Here is a 14,339-nt window from a genome sequence, read left to right as displayed (position 1 = left end):
CCATATGGATTCGGAAAGCTTTCGATCATTTTCGGGGGAATGTCATGCGGGCGGGCGCAGATGGGCTGGCCGCAGCAGGGTCGTCTGCGCGATCGGATCTGACTGCGGATACGGGACGGAATGGGGCAAGGGGGTGGTTCCGTTGGAGGCGCAAGGCGCAACCGCGACCACAATGGCAGATACCGTTGCTCTATGGCGCCACGCAAACCGAACGCAGGCCGGCATATCTGCGGGCGCTGGAGCGGTTGTTCGGCGCCCGGCGGACAGGCCTCTGCGGGATGCTTGTATCGCGCGCACCGGTCCTTTTCCTGATGATCGAGGAGGCGTTCGTCCTTTATGTCGTCGTCTGCCTGTTGCGCGCCGTCGTCGGCCGTCGAACCTCGGGCTTGCTTCTGCGTCCCCTACAGCTCGTGGTATCGAACCGCTGGCAATGCCGCATCAAACGGGCGATATTGCACTGGCTCAAGCGGTTCGAAGCGGTCCAGACTCTGACGATCCTTCCATTCACGGTCCTGCCGGCCGCCGCTTTCGTTGCGAGGGGCTGGATTTATGACATCGAATTCTGGGATCTTACGGATGCACAGCATGACGCGGTGGATCTGCTGCGCCGCGAGCGGCGGCCGGGTGATCAACTGGTCCTGACATCGCTCGGCCGGCAGAGCGCGCGGAAGGGGTTTGATCTTTTCACCGAAGCCTACGGGCGCTGTGCGGGGTTGCGAGACCGTTTCCGCTTCATCGCCTGTGGCAGGGTGGCGCCGGCGTTTGTCGGTCATGCGGCATCCTTCCGCGCGGCGGGCGGGGTGGCTGTCGACCGGGTCATCTCGGATGCCGAACTGCTCGGTGCTTATGCGGCGAGCGATATTGTCTGGTGCCTGTATCCGCCGGCCGGTGACCATGCCACGGGAATTCTCGGCCGTGCTGCGCAACTCGGCATTCCCGTCCTCGTGCGGGAGGGGTCGCTCGCGCATCGCCTGTGCGCGGTCGAAAACATCCCGCATGCTGGAGCGACCGCGGAGGGTGTCGCCCGGCGACTTGCCGGTCCCCTGCCGCCGCGTGATGCGATGCGGGGGCGCCGTATGGCCCACGATTTCGCGCGCCAAAGCGAGGCGCGGCTGCGCGAGGCTCTGGGGCTCGTCGCGAAAACGGTTCCGGCCGAGGCGTGAGATATCTCAGACGAGGCGATTGCCGTCCTCGCCGATCACGTTCTCACCGTCTTCCTTCGCGAAAGGACCCTTTTGCGTGTCTGGCAGGATATCGAGCACCTGTTCCGACGGGCGGCAAAGGCGCGTGCCGAGCGGCGTTCTGACGAAGGGACGGTTGATGAGGATCGGCTGGGCGACCATGTGGTCGAGCAAAGCCTCGTCCGACAGCGACGGGTCGGCAAGGCCGAGCGCTGTATAAGGCGTTTCTTTCTCGCGCAGTGCCTCGCGAATGGTAAGCCCGGCTGCGGCGATCATCGCGGCCAGTTCGGCCTTTGACGGCGGAGCGGCGAGATAGTCGATGACCTTGGGCTCGATACCCGCATTTCGGATCAGCGCCAGCGTGTTGCGCGAAGTGCCGCATTTCGGGTTGTGATAGATGGTTGCGTCCATGTCTGCGGCCCTTATCCAAGCGTGGGTGTGGAGACGGGCATACGCATCGCACGCCAATCGTCAAGCCGCATCGCTCCTTGACGGAACGCGCAGGCATAAATATAACGCGTTATATAACAAGGGATGTAATTAATGTCTGATGATATCGTGCGCGCGCTCGGCTACCTCTGCCTTGGCAGTCGCCTCAAGCGCATCGGAGAGCAGGTGCAAGCGGATACCCAGCGCATCATGGAGCGTCTGGACGTGACCCTGCAGGCCGGGCAATACCCGTTGCTGGCCGCTATCGACCGGCTGGGGCCACTGTCGGTCGGCGAGCTCTCGGAGGCCCTCGGGGTGACGCAGCCGGGTGTGACCCGTGCGGCGGGTCTTCTGGCGGAGGCCGGTTACGTCACCGCACGCAAGGAAAAGGCTGACCAGCGCATCCGCCGCCTTTCGCTGACACCGGAAGGTGAGGCGCTGGTCGCCCGCTCGAAACGGGAAATCTGGCCGGTGATCGAAGCGGCGGTGCGCAATGTCTGCGATACCCTCGACGGCAGCCTTCTCGACCGCCTCGACCAGCTGGAGGACGCTCTTCGGGAGAGGCCGCTCCACAATCGCGCCCTCGATAGGGAAGGAGCCCGCCTATGAGGAACGCCGTGCTCGACCGCCCGATCTGGAGCGCACTTGCAACCGCTCATGCCGCGCTCGGCGAATGCGCCGGCCTTGCCCGCCGCTACCGGCCGGGGCTCCTGGCCCTCGCCGGGACGGAGACGGATACGCCACAGGCGATGGCTGACTTCGCGGCGCTCTCCCGTCCCGGCGAAACCCTCTACTTTCTCCAGGCCGATCCCATTCTGCCGCCAACAGGCTTCGAGGTGCTGGTGGCGGCGGAGGCCGTGCAGATGATCGCGCAGGCCGGCGCCGTCGTTGCGTCGGACGAGGCCATCGTGGCGCTCGGCGAGGAGGATGCCGAGGAGATGCTGGCGCTTGCCATCCTCACCAAGCCGGGGCCTTTCTCGCTGAAATCGCAGGCGCTCGGCCGTTTCTGGGGTGTGCGTGAGGGCGGGCGGATCGTCGCCATGGCAGGCGAGCGTATGAAGCAGCCGGGCTATACCGAACTCAGCGGCGTGTGCACCCATCCCGATCATCGCGGCAAAGGGTATGCGCGACGCCTGTCGCTTCACGTTGCCGCCCGCATCTTCGAGAGCGGTGCCCAGCCGTATCTTCACGCCTATGCCAGCAACGCGGCGGCCATCGGGCTTTACGAGACAATCGGATTTTCGCAGCGCCGGTCCATGTATGTGGCGGCCCTGCGCCGACCGGACTGACGTTCAGCGCCCTGTCAGCCGCGTGACCGATCCTGCCGCCATCTACGGCAGGATGATGCACATGAATGGACTTCTCAAAACGGCGGCGCTTTTCTTCGGCCTCGCCGCCGCAACGCTCGGCGCCTATCTCGTCACCATTCAGCTGACGGGCAATTTTGCAGCCGTTGTGCCCGGCGAGGTCTACCGCTCGAACCAGCCGACGGCGGCCGATATTTCGGCCTATGCCGGACGCTACGGCATTCGCACGATCATCAATCTTCGGGGGCGGCAGGAAAATGCGGCCTGGTACGAGGACGAGGTGGCGACCGCAGGCCGCCTGGGAATCGGCCTCGTCGATTTCCCGATGGTGGCCGATCAGCGCCTGGATGCGCAGGGCGCCGCGCGTCTTATCGCGATCCTGAAGGACGCTCCACGGCCGATCCTCATTCATTGCCGCTCCGGGGCGGACCGTACGGGCTTGGCCTCCGTCATCTACCTCGCCAAGGTCGCCAAGGTGGACGAGGCGACGGCCGAGCGCCAGCTCTCCGTGCGCTATGGGCATATCGGCATTCCGTTGCTGTCGCCGACCTATGCCATGGACGAAAGCTGGGAAGCGCTGGAAACGGCCGGTACCTAGAGTTTCTCCCGCCAAACCGGCGGCGGCCTCATGGTCAAGATCGAAACCTAGAGCAGAAAGTCGCCCTTCGCCAGGATGATCGGGTCGTCGAGGTGGATGGCGAAGTCGGCGAGGCCATCACCATTCGTGTCGCCATAGATATACGTATCGGACAGCGCCTTGTCGTAGCGCAGCTCCCCCGCCTTTTTGTGAAATTTTTCCGTGCCGATGAAGGTGAAGGCCTGGTCGGCGGCGAGCTTGATGTTCGCGTCGATAGGGCGCAGGTCTATCCTGTCCCCCTTGGTGAAGTCGAAGATCGTGTCGCGTCCCGCCGTTGCTACCGTGGAGTCGGTGGCGGCGAGGAAAACGAAGACATCCTTGCCGGCACTGCCATGGAGACTGTCGGCGCCCCGCCCGCCCGTCAGCGTGTCGTCGCCGGCGCGTCCGTCCAGCACGTTGTTGCCGGTGTTCCCGACAAGCTTGTTTGCGAGGGTGTTGCCCGTCCCGTTGATCCGTCCCGCACCTGTCAGCGTCAGGTTCTCCGTGTTCGTGGCGAGGGTCCAGTGGACGGAGGACTTGACGAGGTCAATACCCTCATTGGCGTTTTCGCCTGTCACGTCCTTCAGATTGTCGACGATGAAGGTGTCGTTGCCGGCCCCGCCATACAGACGGTCGGCACCCGTGCCGCCATCGAGTGTATCGTGGCCGGAATAGCCGTAGAGAATGTCGCCGTCCTTGCTGCCGCGCATCATGTCGTTTCCGGAGCCGCCCTTGAAGATATCCGGTGAGATGCCCTTGACGGTGAGGGTGACGTCGGCCGTCGCCGTGCCGCCCTTGCCGTCGGAAACGGTATAGCGAAGGACGACGGTCTTTGCCTCGCCAGCGCCGATATTCTGGTTGGCGGCCAGGGTCGGATCATAGCGCAGCCGGCCGTCCGCGGCGATGGAAACGGTGCCGAAACCGGAGCGTACGGACGCGGCCGTCACCTTGAGGACGTCACCGTCGTCGTCATGCGCGCGGGAAAGGACATTGATGGAGAGCGGGGTGTTTTCGAAGGTCGCAGCAGCGGTGGTCGCGGGCAGTGTTGGTCGGTCATTCACATTGGCTACGGTGAGATTGAAGGTTGTTTGCGCCGTTCGCCCGCTGGTGTCCGTGGCGATCAGGCGGATGCCGAGGATACCCACGGCGTCGTTGTCGGGCGTGCCGGAGAAGGTGCGCGTTGCCGGATTGAATTTCAGCCAGCCGGGGAGAGTGGCGCCGCTTGCGAGCTTCGCGCTGTAGGTCAGGATGTCGGTCTTGTCGGGGTCGATGAAGAGCCCGGACGGCACGGAATAGGTGAAGGCCTTGTCCTCCGTTGCCTTCTGGGCCGGAATGAGGGCTGTCACCCGTGGATCGTCGTTCACATTGGCGACGGTCAGATTGAAGGTGGTCTGCGCCGTTCTCCCGCTGGTGTCCGTGGCGATCAGGCGGACGGCGAGCGTGCCGACCGCATCGTTGTCTGGCGTACCGGTGAGGGTGTGCGTTGTCGCATTGAACTTCAGCCAGGCGGGCAGGGCGCTGCCGTTTGAGAGCGTGGCACTGTAGGTCAGCGTGTCGCCTTTGTCGGGATCGGTGAACAGGCCGGACGGTGCGGTATAGGTGAAAGCCTTGTCTTCGGTCGCCGTCTGGGCAGGGATGGCAGCCGATACCTGCGGGGCGTCGTTCACGTTGGCGATGTTGAGCGTGAAGGTGGTGTGCGCTGTCCGCCCGCTGGTGTCGGCCGCCGTCATCCGGATGGCGAGTGTACCCACGGCGTCATTGCCGGGCGTCCCCGAAAAGGTGCGCGTGGCGGCGTTGAATGTCAGCCATGTCGGCAGGGTGGCGCCATTGGCGAGTTTCGCGCTGTAGGTCAGCGTGTCGGATATGTCGGGATCGATGAAGGTGCCGATGGGAACGGTGTAGCTGAAGGCCTGGTCTTCCGTCGCCGCCCGCGTCGGAATGGCGACCGCAACCTGTGGATCGTCATTCACATTCTGGACGACCAGCGTGAGAATTTCTGATCCGGTCGCGCCGCTGGTATCGGTCGCCGTCACGCGGATGAGAAGCGTGCCGACATCGTCATTGCCCGGCGTGCCGGAAAATGTTCCCGTCGCCGGATCGAAGTGCAGCCAGGCAGGAAGCGGTGCACCGTTCTCCAGCCTTGCACTGCGGGTGAAGCTGTCGAACGTATCCGGGTCCTTGAAAGTATCGGCCGCCAGGGTGAAGCTGAACGGCTGGTCCTCAGGCGCGGTCTGTTGCGGGATGGCCTCCGCTGTCGGGGCATCGTTGATCCAGAAGACGCGCTGGTAGATACCCAGGTTGGAACCGTCCTGATCGCCGGACTCCCAGGCGACGACCCAGGCATCGTTCTCGAGCGCTTTTATCTCGGGCAGGAACTGGGTGCCGCTCGTTTGGATATTGACGCGAATCTCGCCGCCGACGGGCTCGCCGTTTGCGTCGAAGGCCTGCTGATAGACACCCGAGAAGTCGCCGTCCTGGTAGAAGGAATTCCATGTGACCACCCATCCGCCGTTCGAAAGCGAGGTGATCTTCGGTTCGGCCTGATCGCCGGGTGTATAGATGTTGACCTGCCGTTCCTCGCCCAGCGCGCTGCCCTGACTGTCGAAAACCTGCTGGTAGATGCCCACGCTGAGCGGGTCGTCCTGGCCGCCGGATTGCCATGTCACGACCCATCCGTCGTCTAGTGCCGTGACTTGCGGCAGGATCTGATCGCCGGAGTCATAGCTGCTGACGCGGATATCCGCGGTGCGCGCGGTTCCGTCGGCGTTGAAAGCCCGCTGGAAAATGTCGAGCCCTGAGGCACCCGGCGACTGCCAGATGACCACCCATCCGCCATCCGAAAGCAGTTTGACCTGCGCATTCGTCTGGTGTCCGGCGCTGGCAGTATGGACGCGCATTTCGGAGGTGAGGGCGCTGCCGTCGGCGGCAAAAACCCGCTGAAAGACGTCGAAACCGCCCTGGTTCTGGCTTTCGGATTGCCATATGACCACCCAGCTCCCATTGGGGAGAACGGCGATCCGGGCATCGGACTGACCGCCCGGGGTTGCGACATTGACACGCGTCTCGGTGCCGACCGTCTGTCCGTTGGCGTCGTAGACCTGCTGGTAGACGCCCCAACTGGAGCCGTCCTGTCCATAGGACTGCCAGTTGATGACCCAGCCGCCACCGGGAAGGGCGGCAATCTGCGGCAAGGCCTGATTGTTGGTCGTGATCGTGTTGACACGGGTCTCGGGTTCCGTTGGATTGCCCGCAGCGTCAAAAATCTGCTGGTAGATATCATTGCCTGGGCCGGTCTGCGAGGTGGATTGCCAGATGACCACCCATCCACCGCCCTCGAGCGCGGCGACCTGCTGCTCACACTGCTTGTGGTCCGTCGTGGTATTCACCAGGCGTTCGAAGCCGATCGGCTGGCCGGCGGCGGAGAAGGCCTGCTGGTAGACGCCAAAGTCCGACCCGTCCTGGCCGTCGGACATCCATATCACCACCCAGCCGCCATTCTTCAGCACGGCGATGCGTGCCCCGCTCTGGGGGCCTTCCACAAAGGTGTTGACGAGCATTTCATCCGTGCTGGCGACCGTCATGTCCTGTCCCCAAAGGCAAGATCGCGCCGCATGCTCCCGTCCCGGCGGTAAGGCCGCCAGGCTCGTGTCCTTCCCGTTCTGGTGCAGTATGCGCCTTCCCCGTGTGGCGCGCCTAAACAGCTACCATCTTGCGTAGATGTTCGCAATCCTGCTGTGTGAATACAAGCGTGATGGTTGTTTTGGGTTGCGGTTTATCTCGTCTCGGGCGTCGCTTTTTCCCTGTGCGCTGCTCTGTTATCTTCCCCGAATAGCGATTCGTCGGCATCGGGCGCAGTGACAAACAACAGAACCCTGGAGACGCGCGATTATTATGTGATCGGCGTCGTGCTTTCTTCCGTGCTCTACAATTGCGTGCTCGCGATGATCAACGCGAACGTGATGCGGCTCGGCTTTGCCCATGTCGCGTTGACGGAAATCCTCATTCTTTTCGCCGGCCTCGTCTTCATCCTGCGCAAGGGGCTCTACGAGGAGGATATCGGCGTTCTTCTCTTCGCGGTCTTCACGCTGGCGATGGCGGCCTATATGTCGGCCGTCAACCGGACGGTCTTCATCGATTATTTCCGCAACGTGCTCATCATCTTCTGCTTTGCCATCCTCGGCACGTGGGCGAACCGCGGAACGGTGCGCACCGCATTCAAATGGTCGTGCTGGTGTGTGCTCGGCGGCCTGGTGATCGAGATTTTCCTGCTCGATCTCTACGGTACGCTGTTTTACCCGATGAGCTATTTCGAGAACACGCGCGGCCTGGAACAGATCTCTTTCGACGGCAGCAAGCTGTTTCAGAACGTGCTGCGCATTCCCGGCCGCTTCTCCTTCGGCATCATCGATCATCGCGCGGCCTCGATCTTCCTCGAACAGGTGTCGCTCGCCAATTTCTGCGGCGTTCTGCTCATTTTCCTCACCACGTTCTGGGGCAACCTCAAACGCGGCGAGCGGCTGCTGTTCTTCGGTACGATCGTTCTGATCCTGCTGACGAACGATTCCCGTACCATGCTGATGTTCTCCTTCGTCTGCCTCATCGGATACTTCCTCTTTCCGCGCATGCCGACGGCCTGGACGCTCATCTACATGCCGCTGGTGCTGATGCTCGGTTTCGTCGTCTATTTCCTGCGTCCCGGAGCCGATGGCGATACGCTGGACGGGCGCGTCGTGCTGACGGTCAAGCACATCATGGAGATCGACGTCTTTGCGGTGCTCGGCCTCGAGGCCGCCAAGGCGGCGCAGTTCGCCGACAGCGGCTATGTCTATGCCGTCTATGCGGGGACGATCTTCGGCCTCCTGCTCTTCTGGCTCTTCGTCTGCCTCTTCCCGGCGGGTCAGACGGCCGAGCAGCGTCGGTTTGCGCATTTACTTTCTATTTTTCTTTTCGTGAACATGATGATCGGCGGAAACGCCGTGTTCTCGATCAAGGTGGCAGCGCTGCTCTGGTTCCTGGCCGGCTACCTCAAATTTGCGCCGGGCGGCCGCGAAAGCCATGACCGAACGCCCGCGTTGCAGGCAGGTGCCGCCTCGGTCCGCAAGCAGACGTAGGGCCAAGCGGCCGGTTGCGCGCCGTCCGGCCCGCTCAGGATAGGCAATGCTTGTACAGCTCCAGTATCTGCGTGCGATCGCCGCCCTCATGGTGGTCTATTTCCACGCCATCCTCCAGCTCCGCAACGTCCAGCCGGACGCGCTGCTGAACGGCGCGCTTTTCGGCAAGAGCGGCGTCGATCTGTTCTTCGTTTTGAGCGGTTTTGTCATGTGGATCACCACGGCCGACAAGGCGATCGGCGCGCGCGAATTCTACACCCGCCGCATCGTCCGCATCGTGCCGCTCTACTGGGCGCTGTCGCTTCTGGCGGCCTTCGTCGCCTTCGTCGTCCCGTCCATCCTGAAATCCACGGTCTTCGATCTGCCGCACGTCGTCGCGACGCTGCTGTTCCTGCCCTGGATCAACCCCGCAGACCCGGCCGGATACATGATCGCACCCGTCATCGTGCCGGGTTGGACTCTGAACTACGAGATGTATTTCTACCTGTTGTTCGGCGCGCTTCTCGGCCTGACGAAGGCGGTCCGTCCCTATGCGCTGGCGGGCCTGCTTCTCGCCATTTTCCTTCTTTGCCGGCTGCTGCCGCAGGATGTGACGGCCGCGCGCTTCTACGGCGATTCCGTTATTTTCGAATTCGTGCTCGGCGTGCTGATCGGCAAGGTCTATCTCGATGGCCGTCGCCTTGGCGGGGCCGTCGCTTGGCCGCTCATCGCCGTTGCCGGCGCCGTCATGGTCTATAACGACTGGATGGAATGGGATGTGCCGCGCCTGTTTTCGGTCGGCGTGCCCGCCGCCATCGTCGTCGGCTGCGTGGCGCTCGTCGACTTTTCCCGCAAGCCGGTGGTCGGCTGGCTCAATCTTCTCGGCGACGCCTCCTTCAGCCTCTATCTCAGCCACATCTTCGTGCTGGCCGGTGCGCGCATGATCTACGGCAAGCTGCCCTTCGACTGGATGCGCAACGAGGCGCTCTTCGTCGTGTTCTGCCTTGTCGCCTCGTCGGTCGCAGCCGTGCTGCTGCACCTTCTCTTCGAAAAACCTTTGGATCGTTTCCTGCGCAGCCGCCGCCAGGCGCCGGCGCAACTGTCTCCGGTAAGGCCTGCCTGATGTCGACCATGCGATCCTTGTTTGCGGCGCTGGTCGCTGTCGTCGCCGCCACGCAACCGGCGGCCGCGGATGTGTGCTACAAGGGTGTCAATCTTTCCGGTGCCGAATACGGCGATCGCGACGGTGTCGAAAACCTGAACTTCACCTATCCGTCGGAAAAGACCGTCGCCTACTTTGCCGGCAAGGGCATGAATATCGTCCGGCTTCCCTTTTCCTGGGAACGCCTGCAGCCGACGCTGAACAGTCCGCTGAGCGCCGTCGAGCTCGATCGGCTCAAGGCGGCCGTCCTGCGGTTGCGCGATCACGGCATGACGGTGCTGCTCGATCCGCACTCATTCGGCTATTACGACAAGGCGCGTCTCGGCACACCGGAGGCGCCGGCCTTCGCTTTCGCCGACCTCTGGATCCGTCTCGCGGCGGAATTCGCCAACGAGCCTGACGTCCTCTTCGGCCTGATGAACGAGCCCTATGATATTCCTGCCACCGAATGGCTCGATATGGCCAATGGTGCGATTTCCGGTATCCGCAGCGTCGGTGCGCGCAACCTCGTGCTGGTGCCCGGCACGCGATGGAGCGGTGCGCATGGCTGGCGGGCCGACGATCCCGGTGGCTCGAATGCCGATGTCATGCGTGGCGTCAAGGATCCGATCGACAACTATGCCTACGAGTTCCACCAATATATGGATCCCGATTCGTCCGGAACGAAGGGTGGTTGCGCGGCGGCCGACGCGGCCACCGCGGCGCTCATCGACGTCACGGCCTGGCTGCGCGAGACCGGCAAAAAGGGTTTTCTTGGCGAGTTCGGCGGTTCGCAGGACCAAGCCTGCGTCGTCGGCCTGAAGGCGATGACGGCTGTGCTCGACGACAATGCCGACGCCTGGCTGGGGTTCAGCTACTGGGCGGCCGGCGAATGGTGGCCCGAAACCGAAATCAACAACGTTCAGCCGACGGGGAAGGGCGACCGCAAACAGCTCTCGGGGCTGCCATTGAAACCCGGCAGAAAGCCGGATGCAGCGGCCTGTGCGACCATACCGCCGGCCTGACGGGCGCCTTGATCATTCAGAGCCGCGCGAGTTACGCCTCGTTAACCATAAGGCAATAGATTCCAGACCGGATCGCGACTCGGCCATGCCGACGAATCGACTGGATTTTTGATGAGCCGAGCTGGAAAAAACGACGACCTGAATGGGCTTCCGGGCAGACGCCGGGGCAGCCCCGTGCTGTCGATTCATCCGGCCTTGCACCGCAGCCCTGCCTCCGATGCCGCCGACACGCTTCGCGGTCGGGATGAAGCCGTTACGGTGCGGCGGGCAGGGGTCTCCGAGGCCGCGCTTTCCGCCGCCGAAGCGGAGCCGTTGCCGCGCGCGGCACGCGCGCCTGTCCACGAAACCGAGATGGCTGTGCCGGCTGGGCCAGAGCCCGGGAGAGATGCGCCGCTGCTCGACATCGGTACGTTGCTGCGTGCCGTGTGGAGCCACCGCCTGCTCATCCTTGCCTTTATGGCGCTCTTTGCGGTGCTCGGCGGTCTCTTCGTGCCGACGATGCCCCGCAAATTCACGGCGCAGACCAGCATCTATTTCGACCCGCGCCAGATCGAGCTCAGCGATACCAATTCTCAGAGCGGTGCTTCTTCCGAGGTCATCGTGTCGATGATCAACAGCCAGTCGAAGATCCTGACGTCGCCGAAGGCGATCCGCCAGGTGGTTGACAGGCTGAACCTCGCGGATAGCGCGCTTTTTTCCGGCATTACCGGCGACCCGGCCTCGCGCAAGGCGGCGATTGTCGCGACGCTGCAAAAATCCGCGACGGTGGCGCTGGAATCCAGCTCCTACGTCGTGACGCTGTCGGTGACGACGGCGGATGGCGGCGTTTCCGCCGAGGTGGCGAACGGTCTGGTGGATGCGTTCCTAGAGGAAGAGAACCAGGCCTATTCCTCGATCTATCAGCGCACGAACTCCGCCCTCGACAGCCGTCTGCGCGAACTCAGCGAAGAGGTGCAGAAGGCGGAAGAGGCTGTCGAAAACTACAAGGCCAACAACGACATGGTCACGGCTGACGGCAATCTGATCGCCGACAAGCGACTGGTGCAGCTCAACGAACTGTTGACGACGGCGCAGAAGGCGTCGATCGAGGCCAAGTCGCGGGTGGATGCGGCGGTAAACCTTAAGCTCGAAGACGCCGTTTCGACCAATGGCCAGCAGCAACAGACGTCGGCAGCGCTGACGGACCTTCGCCGCCAGTATGCCCAGCAGTCCGCGACGGTCGGTAGTCTCGAAAGCGCGCTCGGTGCCCGTCATCCGCAGTTGCTTGCCGCCAAGGCGTCCCTGAAGGGTCTCCAGACGGAAATCCAGGCAGAACTGCAGCGCAACCTCGCTCGCGCCCGCGCTGATCTTGCGCAGGCCCAGCAGTCCGAGCAGCAGGTCGCCAAGGAACTCGCCGTCCAGAAATCGCTGCAGAACAACACGCAGCAGCGCCAGGTGGGTCTCAACGATCTCCAGCGCCGTGCGACGGCTGCCCGCGAGATCTACGAGGCCGTGCTGAAGCGTGTGCGTGAGACCAGCGAGGAAAAGAACCTCGCCCGCAGCAACATCCGTGTTCTCTCCGAAGCGTCGGCGCCGCAGAGGGCCGACGGTCCCGGCCGTAGCATTCTGCTTGTCGCGGGCCTCGTTGCCGGAGGTATCGCCGGCTTCGGTCTTGGCCTGATCATCGCGCTCGTCAGGACGATGGTCCGCAATCCCCGCCTGCGCGCCAACCTCTCGAAGATGACGCGAGAGGCATGACGTCTGAAATGCAAAGGGCGGCTATGGGGCCGCCCTTTTTGTTTTGCCTTGGCTTGGGTCACGCGGCCTGGAAAAGCGCCACCGCATCCTGCCCGGCCGGGAAGCGCAGCGTGTCAGTGGTATCATTGACGGCGGCCCAGACGGCTTCCGCGACGTCGGTTTCCTTCGTCGTCAGCGCGGGTTTCGCAAACTGTGCAAAGATCGGCGCGGCGAAGTCGGCATAGGCTTCCAGGATCAGGTCCTCGACCTTGACCGATGTATTCTGGGTGAACCGTGTGGTCGGTGCATAGCCGGGCTCGACCAGCTTGGCGCGAATGCCGAAATGCGCGAGCTCATGGGCAAGTGAGCCCGTAAAACCCTCGATCGCCTGCTTGCTCGCCGTATAGGCGGCGGCCAACGGCATCGGTGCCAGTGTCACGCTCGACGTGACATTGACGATGACGCCCGACCGGCGCGCCCGCATCCGAGGGATGACGGCCTGCGCCATCGCCATGGCGCCGAAGGTGTTGGCCTCGAAAATCTTACGGATATGGGCCATCGGCGTCGCCTCGAAGGCGCCGACGACGCCGATGCCGGCATTGTTGACGAGCGCGTCGATGGGGCCGGCGGCGTCGATGGCAGCCGCGATGCTGGCCGTATCCGTTACGTCGAGCGGCAGGATGCGCAGGTTGGGCGAGGCCGGCAAGATGTCCATACGCGGCGTGCGCATGGTCGCGATGACGGTCCAGTTGCGCGCGAGGAAGTGGCGGGCTGTTTCGAGGCCGTAGCCGGACGAGGTGCCGGTGATCAGGATGGTTTTCATGGGGTCGTCTCCTGTTGTGTTGATGATCCCAATCTAGCGTGCCGCATCCGGACTAAATACGATTGATGATCCATATTTCGTTTGTTAAAGTCCGAAAATGGTCGATCCACTCTCCGAAATCATCGGATTGCTCCGTCCCCAGGCCGTGTTCACCAAGGGCATCAGTGGGGCAGGGCGCTGGGGCGTGCGTTACACGGATTTCGGCAATCCGAGTTTTGCCATCGTGATCGAAGGCGCCTGTCGCCTCGCCGTGGATGGTCAGCCCGAACTGATCCTTCAGGCTGGGGATTTTGTCCTCCTGCCGAGGACGCCGGGTTTTACCATGACGGGGTTCGAACCCGTCCGTCCGCAGGTCATCGACCCGCATGCTGCCGCACGTGCGGCCGGCGAAGTGCGCCATGACCGGCAGGACGGCCCGCCCGATGTGCGCATTCTCGGCGGCTACTTTGTCTTCGAGGGCGAGGATGCCGAATTGCTGATCTCGCTCCTGCCGGGGCAGGTGCATGTGCGTGGCATCGATCGCCTGTCGACTTTGGTCAGGTTGCTCATCGAGGAGGCGGCCACGGATCGGCCGGGCCGCGACCTCGTGCTCAGCCGGCTGGTCGAAATCGTGCTGGTCGAGGCGCTGCGGCTCGCGCCGTCACGGGATGCGCCGGCCGGCCTGCTGCGTGGGCTTGGCGATGCGCGGCTCGCCGAATCCTTCCGTCAGATGCATGGCGACCCCGCCCGCGCCTGGACGATGGCCGAGCTTGCCAAGGCCTCGGCGCTCTCCCGCTCCTCGTTCTTCGAGCGCTTCTCGCGCCATGTCGGCGTGGCGCCGATGGAGTATCTCATGGGCTGGCGTATGGCGCTTGCCAAGGACCTTCTGCGCCGCCGGGAGGCCGATATCGCAGAGGTCGCCGAGCGTGTCGGCTATGGCTCGGCCAGTACCTTCAGCACCGCCTTTACTCGCCATGTCGGTCAGCCGCCGGGGCGCTATGCCAAAGGGGCTTCGATGCGCGCGTGATGCCG

At 63.4% G+C, this 14,339-nt stretch carries 12 protein-coding genes; 9 read left to right on the top strand and 3 right to left on the bottom strand.

The annotated features are described in order from the left end of the window. The first annotated feature begins 185 nt into the window (after positions 1-185). The gene (locus tag MUU55_RS05845) at positions 186-1,163 is read left to right on the top strand and encodes a glycosyltransferase family protein (RefSeq protein WP_244759803.1); all 978 of its coding nucleotides are present in this window, start codon (positions 186-188) and stop codon (positions 1,161-1,163) included. 6 nt (positions 1,164-1,169) lie between these two features. Here the strand turns inward: MUU55_RS05845 and arsC are convergent, their stop codons facing one another. Further along, the gene (arsC, locus tag MUU55_RS05840) at positions 1,170-1,592 is read right to left on the bottom strand and encodes an arsenate reductase (glutaredoxin) (protein WP_244759802.1); all 423 of its coding nucleotides are present in this window, start codon (positions 1,590-1,592) and stop codon (positions 1,170-1,172) included. Between the two features lie 132 nt (positions 1,593-1,724). Between arsC and MUU55_RS05835 the strand changes: the two genes are divergently transcribed. The 3 genes from MUU55_RS05835 to MUU55_RS05825 all read left to right on the top strand — a co-directional run bounded on the left by MUU55_RS05835 (position 1,725) and on the right by MUU55_RS05825 (position 3,515). Further along, a complete protein-coding gene (locus tag MUU55_RS05835; protein WP_244759801.1) occupies positions 1,725-2,219 on the top strand; it encodes a MarR family winged helix-turn-helix transcriptional regulator in 495 nt (164 codons plus the stop codon). After that, a complete protein-coding gene (locus MUU55_RS05830) occupies positions 2,216-2,899 on the top strand; it encodes a GNAT family N-acetyltransferase (protein ID WP_244759800.1) in 684 nt (227 codons plus the stop codon). Before MUU55_RS05835 ends, MUU55_RS05830 begins: the two co-directional genes overlap by 4 nt. Positions 2,900-2,960: 61 nt before the next feature. Next, positions 2,961-3,515, top strand: a complete 555-nt coding sequence (locus MUU55_RS05825) for a dual specificity protein phosphatase family protein (RefSeq protein ID WP_244759799.1) — start codon at positions 2,961-2,963, stop codon at positions 3,513-3,515. A 47-nt stretch (positions 3,516-3,562) separates the two neighbouring features. Here MUU55_RS05825 and MUU55_RS05820 read toward each other — a convergent pair whose 3' ends face one another. Further along, positions 3,563-7,114, bottom strand: a complete 3,552-nt coding sequence (locus MUU55_RS05820; protein WP_244759798.1) for a putative Ig domain-containing protein — start codon at positions 7,112-7,114, stop codon at positions 3,563-3,565. 273 nt (positions 7,115-7,387) lie between these two features. Here MUU55_RS05820 and MUU55_RS05815 point away from each other — a divergent pair, with 273 nt between their 5' ends. The 4 genes from MUU55_RS05815 to MUU55_RS05800 all read left to right on the top strand — a co-directional run bounded on the left by MUU55_RS05815 (position 7,388) and on the right by MUU55_RS05800 (position 12,526). After that, positions 7,388-8,644 carry a hypothetical protein gene (locus MUU55_RS05815; protein ID WP_244759797.1) on the top strand — a complete coding sequence of 419 codons (1,257 nt, stop codon included), beginning with the start codon at positions 7,388-7,390 and terminating at the stop codon, positions 8,642-8,644. Between the two features lie 46 nt (positions 8,645-8,690). Further along, entirely contained in the window at positions 8,691-9,746 is a 1,056-nt protein-coding gene (locus MUU55_RS05810) for an acyltransferase family protein (protein ID WP_244759796.1), read from the top strand. After that, positions 9,746-10,789: a glycoside hydrolase family 5 protein gene (locus tag MUU55_RS05805; RefSeq protein ID WP_244759795.1), complete on the top strand. Its 1,044-nt coding sequence runs from the start codon at positions 9,746-9,748 to the stop codon at positions 10,787-10,789. The genes MUU55_RS05810 and MUU55_RS05805 overlap by 1 nt, the downstream gene beginning before the upstream one ends. A gap of 174 nt (positions 10,790-10,963) precedes the next feature. Then, positions 10,964-12,526 (top strand): GumC family protein, encoded by a 1,563-nt coding sequence (locus tag MUU55_RS05800; RefSeq protein ID WP_244759794.1) that lies wholly within the window; start codon positions 10,964-10,966, stop codon positions 12,524-12,526. 58 nt (positions 12,527-12,584) lie between these two features. Here the strand turns inward: MUU55_RS05800 and MUU55_RS05795 are convergent, their stop codons facing one another. Next, positions 12,585-13,328, bottom strand: coding sequence for an SDR family oxidoreductase (locus tag MUU55_RS05795; protein WP_244759793.1), 744 nt, complete (start codon positions 13,326-13,328; stop codon positions 12,585-12,587). A gap of 97 nt (positions 13,329-13,425) precedes the next feature. Here MUU55_RS05795 and MUU55_RS05790 point away from each other — a divergent pair, with 97 nt between their 5' ends. Next, entirely contained in the window at positions 13,426-14,334 is a 909-nt protein-coding gene (locus tag MUU55_RS05790) for an AraC family transcriptional regulator (RefSeq protein ID WP_244759792.1), read from the top strand. Positions 14,335-14,339 lie beyond the last annotated feature (5 nt).

The sequence above is a fragment of the Shinella curvata genome (genome assembly GCF_022899935.1).
GTDB lineage: Bacteria > Pseudomonadota > Alphaproteobacteria > Rhizobiales > Rhizobiaceae > Shinella > Shinella curvata.
This window is presented reverse-complemented; position numbering and strand designations above follow the sequence as displayed.

Excerpts from the sequence above, each read along its gene's own strand:
- MUU55_RS05810 (WP_244759796.1), top strand. The coding sequence starts at position 8,691 with ATGCTTGTACAGCTCCAGTATCTGCGTGCGATCGCCGCCCTCATGGTG.
- MUU55_RS05835 (WP_244759801.1), top strand. The coding sequence starts at position 1,725 with ATGTCTGATGATATCGTGCGCGCGCTCGGCTACCTCTGCCTTGGCAGT.
- arsC (WP_244759802.1), bottom strand. The coding sequence starts at position 1,592 with ATGGACGCAACCATCTATCACAACCCGAAATGCGGCACTTCGCGCAAC.
- MUU55_RS05795 (WP_244759793.1), bottom strand. The coding sequence starts at position 13,328 with ATGAAAACCATCCTGATCACCGGCACCTCGTCCGGCTACGGCCTCGAA.
- MUU55_RS05830 (WP_244759800.1), top strand. The coding sequence starts at position 2,216 with ATGAGGAACGCCGTGCTCGACCGCCCGATCTGGAGCGCACTTGCAACC.
- MUU55_RS05825 (WP_244759799.1), top strand. The coding sequence starts at position 2,961 with ATGAATGGACTTCTCAAAACGGCGGCGCTTTTCTTCGGCCTCGCCGCC.
- MUU55_RS05790 (WP_244759792.1), top strand. The coding sequence starts at position 13,426 with ATGGTCGATCCACTCTCCGAAATCATCGGATTGCTCCGTCCCCAGGCC.
- MUU55_RS05820 (WP_244759798.1), bottom strand. The coding sequence starts at position 7,114 with ATGACGGTCGCCAGCACGGATGAAATGCTCGTCAACACCTTTGTGGAA.
- MUU55_RS05805 (WP_244759795.1), top strand. The coding sequence starts at position 9,746 with ATGTCGACCATGCGATCCTTGTTTGCGGCGCTGGTCGCTGTCGTCGCC.